Consider the following 9,729-nt stretch of genomic DNA (forward strand, 5'->3'; position numbering starts at 1 on the left):
ACGCCTGACATCTCCTCGTTGCGGGCTCTAAGGTGGGTGGCGCACTGATACCCCACGGGTGCCCACGGGAAGTGGGCTGAGAGTGGCGCTGATACCGCGCCTGCACCGTTTGAACCTGTCTGGTTAGCACCAGCGAAGGAAGAGAGGAGCAGCCATGACGGCTACCCATACCCCCATTCAGAATTCTGACTCCGGCGAGATTCACCCCAAGCACTCCTACTCCCCCATCCGGGAGCACGGCCTCGAGGTACCCGAGACCGAGATTCAGTTGGATGATTCCCCCACCGGCCCGAATGAGCCTTTCCGCGTCTACCGCACCCGGGGCCCAGAGTGTGAGCCAGAGGTAGGCCTGCCGGCGCTGCGCGCGGAGTGGATTGCGGAGCGCGGGGACGTCGACAAGTATGAGGGCCGCGCCCGCAACCTCGCCGATGATGGCCGCTCCGCCGAGCGCCGCGGTGCCGCTTCCCAGGAGTGGAAGGGTGAGCGTCGCCAGCCGCTGCGTGCGAAGGAGGGCAAGCGCGTCACCCAGATGCATTACGCGCGCCAGGGCATCATCACCAAGGAGATGGAGTTCGTGGCCCTGCGCGAGCACTGCGACCCGGAGTTTGTGCGCTCCGAAATCGCGCGCGGCCGCGCCATCCTGCCCAATAACGTGAATCACCCGGAGTCAGAGCCGATGATCATCGGGCGGAAGTTTCTCACCAAGATCAACGCCAATATCGGCAACTCCGCGGTGACGTCCTCCATTGCGGAAGAGGTGTCGAAGCTGCGCTGGGCCACGCGCTGGGGCGCGGATACCGTCATGGATCTCTCCACCGGCGATGACATCCACACCACGCGCGAGTGGATCCTGCGCAACTCGCCGGTGCCCATCGGCACCGTGCCCATCTACCAGGCGCTGGAGAAGGTCAACGGCGTAGCTGAGGACCTGACGTGGGAGATTTTCCGCGACACCGTCATCGAGCAGTGCGAGCAGGGCGTGGACTACATGACCATCCACGCCGGCGTCCTGCTTCCGTATATCCCGCTGACCACGGACCGCGTCACCGGCATCGTCTCCCGCGGCGGCTCGATCATGGCGGGCTGGTGCCTGGCACACCACAAGGAATCCTTCCTCTACGAGAACTTCGATGAGCTGTGTGAGATCTTCGCGCGCTACGACGTCGCCTTCTCCTTGGGCGATGGCTTGCGCCCCGGCTCGCTGGCGGATGCCAACGACACCGCCCAATTCGCTGAGCTCAAGACCATCGGTGAGCTCACCCGGCGCGCCTGGGAGTATGACGTCCAGGTCATGGTGGAGGGCCCGGGCCACGTCCCGCTCAACATGGTTCAGGAAAACAATGAGCTGGAGCAGGACTGGGCTTCGGACGCTCCCTTCTACACGCTAGGCCCACTGGTCACCGATATTGCGCCGGGCTATGACCACATCACCTCCGCCATTGGCGCGGCGCACATCGCCATGGGAGGAACGGCCATGCTGTGCTACGTCACCCCGAAGGAGCACTTGGGGCTGCCCAACCGCGATGATGTCAAGACCGGCGTGATCACCTATAAGCTGGCCGCCCATGCGGCCGATGTGGCCAAGGGCCACCCAGGGGCGCGCGCCTGGGATGATGCGATGAGCAAGGCCCGCTTCGAGTTCCGCTGGCACGATCAGTTCGCGCTTTCCCTCGACCCGGACACCGCGCAGGCCTACCACGATGAGACCCTGCCCGCGGAGCCGGCGAAGACCGCACATTTCTGTTCCATGTGCGGGCCGAAGTTCTGTTCCATGCGCATCAGCCAGGACATCCGGGATACCTTCTCCGATTCGCTAGGGATGCCAAGCTTCCCGGGTAAGGGAGCCATCGATCCGGAGGTCGTGGCAGCTGCCCGCGCGGGCGAGAAGCAGATGTCGGAGGAGTTCAAGGCCCAGGGCTCACAGCTCTATCAGGAAGAAGAGACCGCACATGCCTGATCTTCGCTGCTACTTCGTCACGGGCGCGGGCTCGCATGAGGACGTCGTGCGCATCGCTGCCGCAGCGGCGCGCGGCGGCGCCGGGGTGGTACAGGTGCGCTCCAAGCCGATTACGGCCCGCGATCTCTACTACTTGGGCCGCGACGTAGCCCGCGCGGTGGCGCAGACCAACCCAGAAACGCGCGTGCTTATCGACGACCGCGTGGACGTCGCCGCCGCTCTCCGCCACGCTGGCGAGCCGGTGCACGGCGTGCATATCGGCCAGGACGATCTGCCTGTGGCCGCCGCCCGCGCGTTGTTGGGGCCGGACGCGATTATTGGGCTGACCACCGGCACGCGCGAGTTGGTCGAGGCCGCAAATGAGGTAGCAGACCTGATTGATTACATCGGCTGCGGCCCGTTCCGCGCCACACCGACGAAGGACTCCGAGCGCACCCCGTTGGGGCTTGATGCCTACCCGGATTTGGTGAAGCTCTCCCGCGTACCGCTCGTGGCCATCGGGGATGTTACCGCCGAGGATGCTGCCGATCTTGCGGCAACCGGCATGGCCGGCCTAGCTGTCGTGCGTGGCATCATGCATGCCGATGACCCGGAAGCCTATTGCCGCAAGCTGCTGTCCGGCTTCGATGAAGGTGCGCGATGAGTACTAGCTCTGATTCATCCGTCATCATCATCGGCGCGGGCGTCATCGGCCTGGCCACCGCGGTGGAACTGGCCGCGCGGGGCCACGAGGTCACGGTGCTGGATCCGGCACCAGCCTCCGGGGCTACCCACTTCGCCGGCGGCATGCTCGCCCCCGCCGCCGAGGTGGTCTACCAGCAGGATCCGCTCTTCCCGCTCATGCGCGCCTCCGGCGCGTGGTACCCGGAGCTCATCGATCTGGTCGCCGCACACACAGAGGTGCCCACCGGCTACCGTGCCGAGGGAACGCTCGTCGTCGCCGCCGATCGCGCGGATGCCCAGCACCTCACCGAGCTGGCCGAGTATCAATCCCTCCACGGCATGGAGGTCGAGCGCATCACCGTGCGTGAAGCCCGGCGCGCGGAACCATTGCTGTCCCCGCGTCTGGCCGGTGCCGTCAGCATCCCGGGCGACACGCAGGTCTTCCCCCGCCAATGGGCGGCTGCACTGCTGAGCGCGGCCCAAGGACTCGGCGTACGTTTCTTCCGTACGGCAGCCCAATCGATTGATGCTGCAACGGGCGTGGTCACCACGGCCGTCGGCGACTTCGAAGCAGAACAGGTTGTGCTCGCAGCCGGACTAGGCGCGCGTGAGATCGAGTGGGCTGACTCAGCTGGGCTTGAACAGTCCCCGCTGCACCTGCGCCCGGTGTACGGCGATATCCTGCGCCTGCGGGTTCCGGATCACCTGCAGCCGCTGCTGACCCGAGTGGTGCGCGGCTTCGTGGAGGACCGCCCCATCTACCTCATCCCGCGCGGCGATGGCACCCTCGCCGTCGGCGCTACGACCCGCGAGGATTCCCTGTCCTCAGCGCAGGCCGGAGGCGTCTACGCACTGCTTCGCGACGCCATCCGTGTCCTTCCCGCCGTCGAAGAATGCGAATTCCTCGAGGCCAGCGCGGGGGCTCGCCCCGGCACTCCGGATGACCTTCCCTATCTTGGCCGCGTCAGCGAGAGGCTCGTCATCTCTACCGGCTATTTCCGCCATGGCATCCTGCTCACGGCACTGGCCGCGCGCTGTGCCCGCGAGCTCATCGAGGGCACCGAACCGAGCATTGATCTCACAGCCTGCAATCCCCTGCGACACCTCAAGGAGCAACAATGATCCTCATCCTCAACGGCCAGCCCTATGACACGGCGGCCAGCACCGTCGCCCAGCTGCTGGAGGAAAAGGACATCGCTCCTGACGGCACCGCGGTGGCCGTCGCCGAACAGGTCATCCCCCGCTCGCGGTGGGACACCACCCCACTCAACGAAGGCGCGACCGTGGAAGTCCTCACCGCAGTTCAAGGAGGCTAAATGCTGACCATCGCCGACACTACCTTTTCTTCCCACCTCATCATGGGCACCGGTGGCGCCACGAGCCACGAGGCCCTCGAGCGCGCGCTCCTCGCCTCCGGGACCGAGCTGACCACCGTGGCCATGCGCCGCCATGCCGGCACCAGCGACGGTGAGAGCGTCTTCGATCTGCTGCGCCGCCTGAACATCGCGCCGCTGCCCAATACCGCCGGCTGCCGCACCGCGCGCGAGGCGGTCCTCACCGCCCGCATGGCCCGCGAGGCTCTGGGCACATCGTGGGTCAAGGTCGAGGTCATCGCCGACGAGCACACGCTGCTTCCCGACGTCCTCGAAACCCTCGACGCCACCGAGCTCCTTGCCGCCGAGGGGTTTACCGTGCTGGCCTATACCAGCGACGACCCCGTGGCAGCGCAGCGCCTCGAGGATGCAGGCGCCGCGGCCGTCATGCCGCTCGGCGCCCCCATCGGCACCGGTCTGGGCATCCTCAACCCGCACAACCTCGAGCTCATTTGTTCGCGCGCCTCGGTGCCCGTGCTTGTCGACGCCGGCATCGGCACCGCCTCCGACGCCGCCCTCGCCATGGAGCTCGGCTGCTCCGGCGTGCTGCTCGCCAGCGCGGTCAACCGCTGCCAGAACCCGGAAGCCATGGCCACCGCCATGCGCCACGCCGTCGAAGCCGGCCGCCTTGCCCGAAGTGCAGGGCGCATCCCGCAGCGCGAGCACGCCCAGGCTTCCTCCACCTTCGAAGGCCTGGCCAGCTGGGCAGACCAGGTCCTGTAGGCCACTGCTTAAAAGGACAGACATCATGCTCAGCGAAACCGAACGCGCCCGGACCGCGCGCCAACGTCTCCTGCCCGGCTTCGGCGATGCGGCCCAGGAGCGGCTTCATGCCGCGCACGTGCTCGTCGTGGGCGCCGGCGGGCTGGGCTGCCCGGCTATCCAACAGCTCGCCGCAGGAGGCATCGGGCGCATCACTCTTATTGATTCCGATAGCGTCGATATCAGCAACCTGCACAGGCAGGTGCTGTTTGGTGCGGGGGACGTCGGCAAGCCCAAGGCGGAAGTAGCCGCCGCGCGCGCCCGCGAGCTTGCCCCCGAGCTCACCATCACCGCTCTTAAGGAACGCCTCGATTCCTCCAACGTTCTTGACCTGTGTTCCGAGGCCAACCTCGTCCTCGACGGCTCCGATACCTTTGACACGAAGTACCTCGTCGCCGATGCCTGCGAGCTCACCTCTACCCCGCTGGCCTGGGGTACCGTGCTGCGCTACGGCGGGCAAGCCGCGCTGTGGCACTCCGGGAAAGACTCCGCCGACGGGCGCGGGGTGGGCTTGCGCGATCTCTTCCCCGCCCCGCCCAGCGGCGAGGCGCTCGAGTGCTCGACGGCCGGGGTGCTGGGCGCGACGACATCGGTGATCGCAGGGCTCATGGCCACCGCGGCGGTCGCCACGCTCGGCGCACTCCCGGAACATCGAGACATGATCGGGCGCGTAACCTCCTACGACGCGCTCCCCGGAAGCTTCCGCACGCTGCGGGTAGGTGCCGATCCCGACCGCCCCCTCGTTACTGCCCTACCTGCCCGGCACATCCTGCCGCCGGAACTTGTCACCGGCCACGCTGCCCTCCTTGATATCTCCGAGGACCCCGCCTTTCCTCGTGCCACGGTGTCAATGCCCTGGCATACCGTTACCGATGATGATTCCGTTCGCCGTGCGCTAACTTCATGCTCTTCCGAACTGGTCTACGTGGCCTGCCCTTCCGGTGGGCGAAGCGCTGGCTTTGTCCTGCGCTACGCCGATCTGGCAGCGGACATGGGCATCGAGCTGCGCAACCTCCCCGGTGGCCTCGCAGCACACGATTTCTAAGCGCCGGCCACCGCCGGCCTGCGGAAGAGGTGCTCGTCGAGGATGCGCGCCGTGCCGTGGTGGCGGGCGCGGAAAATCACGCAGGAGGCCACCAACGCCAGGGCCGTCACGATGAACAGCACCGCGATGCCCGCCCAGAAGGTGCCATCGTGGATACCGTCGGTGGCTCGGGTAAAGGCATTCTTTGCATAGGACATCGGGTGGAAAGGATGCAGCAAACTCAGCGGCCGCGGAATAGCCGCCACCGGCCACACGCCGCCGAAGACCATGACGCCTAAGGCAAAAGCACCGACTGCGAAGACGGCACCAATCTTACGGCCGAAGGTTACGAGGAAGAACTGGTAGGTCGCCGCGCCGACGGCGGCAATCGCTGCGATGACGAGCAGCATCATCGGCCAGCTGGCGGGGTTCCAGCCCATGGTGGAGGACATCAGACCCATAAAGGCCAAGACCAGGAAGTTCAGGCCCGCCACCACCCCGAAAGCCGCGAGGATGCCGCGCACCGGGCTCGTGACTGCCTCTCCGCGGCGGCCCAGGTAATACGGCAACGTCATCGCCAGAAGCAGCATGACGAGGAACCCAAAGACCAGCACGAAGAGCAAGGAGGCGCCGCCCGTGATGTTCTTCTCGGTCGGGTCGACCGGGCTGACCACCGTCTGTACAGGGTGGAGATTAGAGGAGGTGAAGTTGATGGGCACGGCCATGTTCTGCGCCGACGTATCCGGCTGGGTGATGGAGGGGGCTTTGGCGGCGCCGTCGGCAAGCTTGGTGGCCAATTCATTGGAGCCTGCCTTGAGCTGGTCCATGCCGTCCTTGAGCTCCGTGCCGCCGGCAGCCAGCTGGCTCGTGCCGTCCTTCAGCGTGCCGGTGCCCTCATGCAGGCGGGATGCTCCGTCCTGCAGCTGGGCGGCACCGTTGCTCAGCTCGCCGACGCCTGCCCGCAACTGCTGCGATCCATCGGACAAGCGGTGCGCGCCGTCATTGAGGGCCATCATGCCGCCCAGGTACTCCGAGTTGGGATCGGACAGGTTGTAATAGAGCTGGCCGGTGCCGGCGGAAAGCTTCTCCAGTTGCGCCACCATGTTTCCGCTGGCGGCCGGGTCGAGCTTGGACACCAGGGAATAGAGTTGATCGGCTTGTTGGTGCATGCCGAGGCCGCGGAGAACGTCGACAAGCTGCAGCAGCGCCGGGGCCACAACCTGCGCCTGCTTGAGCATCGGGATGAGCATCCCGGTGAGCTGATTGACACCGCCATCGATCTGACCCGCGCCATCCGCCAGGCGGCCGGTGCCGGCGAGTAGTTTGTCGGAGCCGTCGGCAAGCTGGGCGGCGCCATCATCCAGCTGCGCCGCACCACCGCTCAAGCGCCCCACGCCCTCGTTGAGACGAGTCGTGCCGTCGAGCAGCTGGCCCGTACCGTTGTTGAGATCGCCCGCACCGGCGTCCAGCTTGGCGATTCCCTCGACCGCTCGCCCGCCGCCTTCCTGCAGCTTGCCCGCGCCCTCGTCGAGCCGGCCCGCGCCCTCAGCTGCGGTTCCCAGGCCATCGCTGAGTTTATTCAGCCCCTCGATGACCTGATCGGCATACTTCTTGGAAATTGCATTCTCCACGCTGGTCTGCACCTGCGGGATGAGGCTGGAGGAAATCACCGAACCATTCGTGCCGTAGTAATCATTGGTGGCGAAGTGAATCTCCGGCTTGACCGGTTTATCGCTGATGATGGTGACGGCCTGCTCGGAAAAATTCTTCGGGATGGTCACGACCATGAGGTACTTGCCCTTGAGCAGGCCCTCATCACCGTCCACCTTGTTGACCTCGGCAAAGTTCAGGTACTGCGTCTCCATCAGGCCTTCCACGACCTGATCACCGTAGTTGGTGTAGGTGCCTTGCTTCTCGACGCCCGCATCCTCATTCACCACCGCCAAGTCAATGTTGCGCATGTACTTGGAGGGGTCCCACATGGCCCACATCATGGTGCCGGCGATGACGATGGGTGCGACGAGAAGGAAGACGATGAGCACGCGCGACAAGGTACTCGTGGGGCGCCAATCGAGGACGCGGTGCCACCCCATGGCCTCGCTGTCGTGGCCTGCCGCGCTCTGGGTAGCAGCACTCCCCTCATTTACCAGACTGGGCGAAGCGCTATTCGCGTCTGCTTCCCGGTTGGATTCAGCCTCACGGCTCATGTCCGTCTCCTTAGCGTGATGGTTGAGGTCCGCTTTTATTCGTTTATCCAGCCCTTTAAGCTAGACACGCAAACGTGAGCGAGGCCACTAGGTCATTTGTTTCAACAAACATACCACCGAATAAGTTGACATTGTGAACTTATGGCCATTCGTCACGTTGTGCCGCGCTGCGCACTACCTGAATTACATCACCCCGCACTCCCTTGTGACGGGCGAGCGAGTGCATTCGAATCGGGCTTTCACCCGGCAAGCCCCTGTCCTTTACTGTCTGTAGGCAGGGCGTTTCCCTCTCCGGTTGCGGGATGGGCTAACCCGCTTTATTCTCTGTGCACATGGGGGATATAGAAACCTACATCCGCCTTCGCAACTCGGGGATTGCGCTGGTGGAAGCAGCAACCAGCACACCCGAAAGCTTGCGCGCGCTTGGCGCCTCGCACGGCGATGCGGCGGAGCTGGCGTCGCTTCATGCCATCTATTTCGGCGATACCCGCTTCACCGGCAAGCAGCGCACCGCCCGCCAGGCGGCCCAACGCCAAGGCCACGACCTGGCCACGCTGAGCCTGATTGAGTCCTACACCGCGAAGCTGAAGAAGCAGGTTGACGTCTGGAATTTGCGCGTCGCGCTCGCCTCCGTGCCCTCGGAACGGGTGCCTTCAGTGGCGGCGCAGCGAGTGAAGGAACTCAAACCGAAACGCGTGCCTTCACCAGGGGTGCGGCTGACTTACCGCAAGAATGGTCCATACTCGCTTACGGTTACTGATTCCGCGCTCAACATCTCCACCATGCGCAGCACCCTGGAATCCATTAACCCTACCGACCTCCTAGACGCCACCCGCCAGGTCTTCTTCAAGGAGGGCGTTGGCTCCCGTCCGGCGGTGGGAACAAACGTCGTGATAACACTCGACGAGCTCGACAAAATCATCCACCACGACGGCGACGACATCGAGCTCGAACTCACCAACGGCGGGCGCATGAGCGGCGCAGAGTTTTTAACCTACAAATTCGCCGAGACAGGCTACGCCACACTGGTCCACCCCACCATCGGCCCGGTGTGGCTGCACCGGCTTTCGCGCTTTGCCAGCCTCGAGCAGCGCATCATGGCCAGCGCGGAGCACCCCACCTGCGCGATCGAAGACTGCAACAAGCCAGCCGATTACTGCCAAGTCCACCACATCATCCCATGGCAAGCGGGCGGAGAAACCAATCCTCCCAACCTCACCATGCTGTGTGCCTACCACAATGGCATTAACGACGATGACCCTACGAGCCCAACCGGCAGAGGTTATGTCTTTCGGCTGAAGGGACCGGTTGACTACATCCCGCCCTGGGGAACGCCGATTACCGCGCAGCCGGCCTACCAAGAGGCCTTGAACCGACAGGCCACGAGCCCGACGCGAACCCCTCCAAGCCAACCACCCGTTCCACCGGACATACACCCATCGCCACCCAGCACTGCGCCGCCCGGATAATCTTCGCGGCAGCGTAGCCGTGCACGTCCACACGCCGGACTCAGCTCGGCACCACGCGGAAACCTCAACGTTCATGAGGCCTTCCGCGCCTTCGGCGATCGCTCCACTCCACGGGCTTGTCCAACCCACTGTCCGTACAGAAGAAGCGGCGGATTCTAGTGGTCGTGGAAACACGGTTTTAGATTTCGGTGGCATAGCCTAGCAGTTCGGCCATTTTTTCGGCTGGTTTGGCAAAGCCTAGGGTTGCGCGTGGTCTGTCGTTGAGTTGCATGGC

8 protein-coding genes and 1 riboswitch are annotated in these 9,729 nt (G+C 64.8%); of the genes, 7 read left to right on the plus strand and 1 reads right to left on the minus strand.

What is annotated here, in order from left to right; all coding sequences use genetic code 11:
* Positions 1–44: 44 nt before the first annotated feature.
* Positions 45–159: riboswitch (TPP riboswitch) on the plus strand.
* The 6 genes from thiC to ACUY3D_RS05030 all read left to right on the plus strand — a co-directional run bounded on the left by thiC (position 155) and on the right by ACUY3D_RS05030 (position 5,800).
* Complete coding sequence (gene thiC, locus ACUY3D_RS05005) at positions 155–1,957, plus strand: phosphomethylpyrimidine synthase ThiC (protein ID WP_070565559.1); 1,803 nt, start codon at positions 155–157, stop codon at positions 1,955–1,957. (Overlaps the previous riboswitch by 5 nt.)
* Positions 1,950–2,600 (plus strand): thiamine phosphate synthase, encoded by a 651-nt coding sequence (locus ACUY3D_RS05010; RefSeq protein ID WP_070562798.1) that lies wholly within the window; start codon positions 1,950–1,952, stop codon positions 2,598–2,600. Before thiC ends, ACUY3D_RS05010 begins: the two co-directional genes overlap by 8 nt.
* Complete coding sequence (gene thiO / locus ACUY3D_RS05015) at positions 2,597–3,742, plus strand: glycine oxidase ThiO (RefSeq protein ID WP_448240450.1); 1,146 nt, start codon at positions 2,597–2,599, stop codon at positions 3,740–3,742. The genes ACUY3D_RS05010 and thiO overlap by 4 nt, the downstream gene beginning before the upstream one ends.
* Positions 3,739–3,936, plus strand: coding sequence for a sulfur carrier protein ThiS (gene thiS, locus ACUY3D_RS05020; RefSeq protein ID WP_269948054.1), 198 nt, complete (start codon positions 3,739–3,741; stop codon positions 3,934–3,936). The genes thiO and thiS overlap by 4 nt, the downstream gene beginning before the upstream one ends.
* The gene (locus tag ACUY3D_RS05025; RefSeq protein ID WP_239248953.1) at positions 3,937–4,716 is read left to right on the plus strand and encodes a thiazole synthase; all 780 of its coding nucleotides are present in this window, start codon (positions 3,937–3,939) and stop codon (positions 4,714–4,716) included.
* Positions 4,717–4,741: 25 nt separating this feature from the next.
* Positions 4,742–5,800 (plus strand): ThiF family adenylyltransferase, encoded by a 1,059-nt coding sequence (locus tag ACUY3D_RS05030; RefSeq protein ID WP_070683315.1) that lies wholly within the window; start codon positions 4,742–4,744, stop codon positions 5,798–5,800.
* On the opposite strand, the gene ACUY3D_RS05035 is transcribed toward ACUY3D_RS05030, so the two are convergent.
* On the minus strand, positions 5,797–7,986 hold the full coding sequence (locus ACUY3D_RS05035; RefSeq protein ID WP_070683313.1) for a YhgE/Pip domain-containing protein: 2,190 nt from the start codon (positions 7,984–7,986) through the stop codon (positions 5,797–5,799). The genes ACUY3D_RS05030 and ACUY3D_RS05035 overlap by 4 nt on opposite strands.
* A gap of 332 nt (positions 7,987–8,318) precedes the next feature.
* Between ACUY3D_RS05035 and ACUY3D_RS05040 the strand changes: the two genes are divergently transcribed.
* Complete coding sequence (locus ACUY3D_RS05040; RefSeq protein ID WP_448240451.1) at positions 8,319–9,455, plus strand: HNH endonuclease signature motif containing protein; 1,137 nt, start codon at positions 8,319–8,321, stop codon at positions 9,453–9,455.
* The last annotated feature ends 274 nt before the right edge of the window (positions 9,456–9,729 follow it).

The organism is Corynebacterium guaraldiae (genome assembly GCF_053480195.1).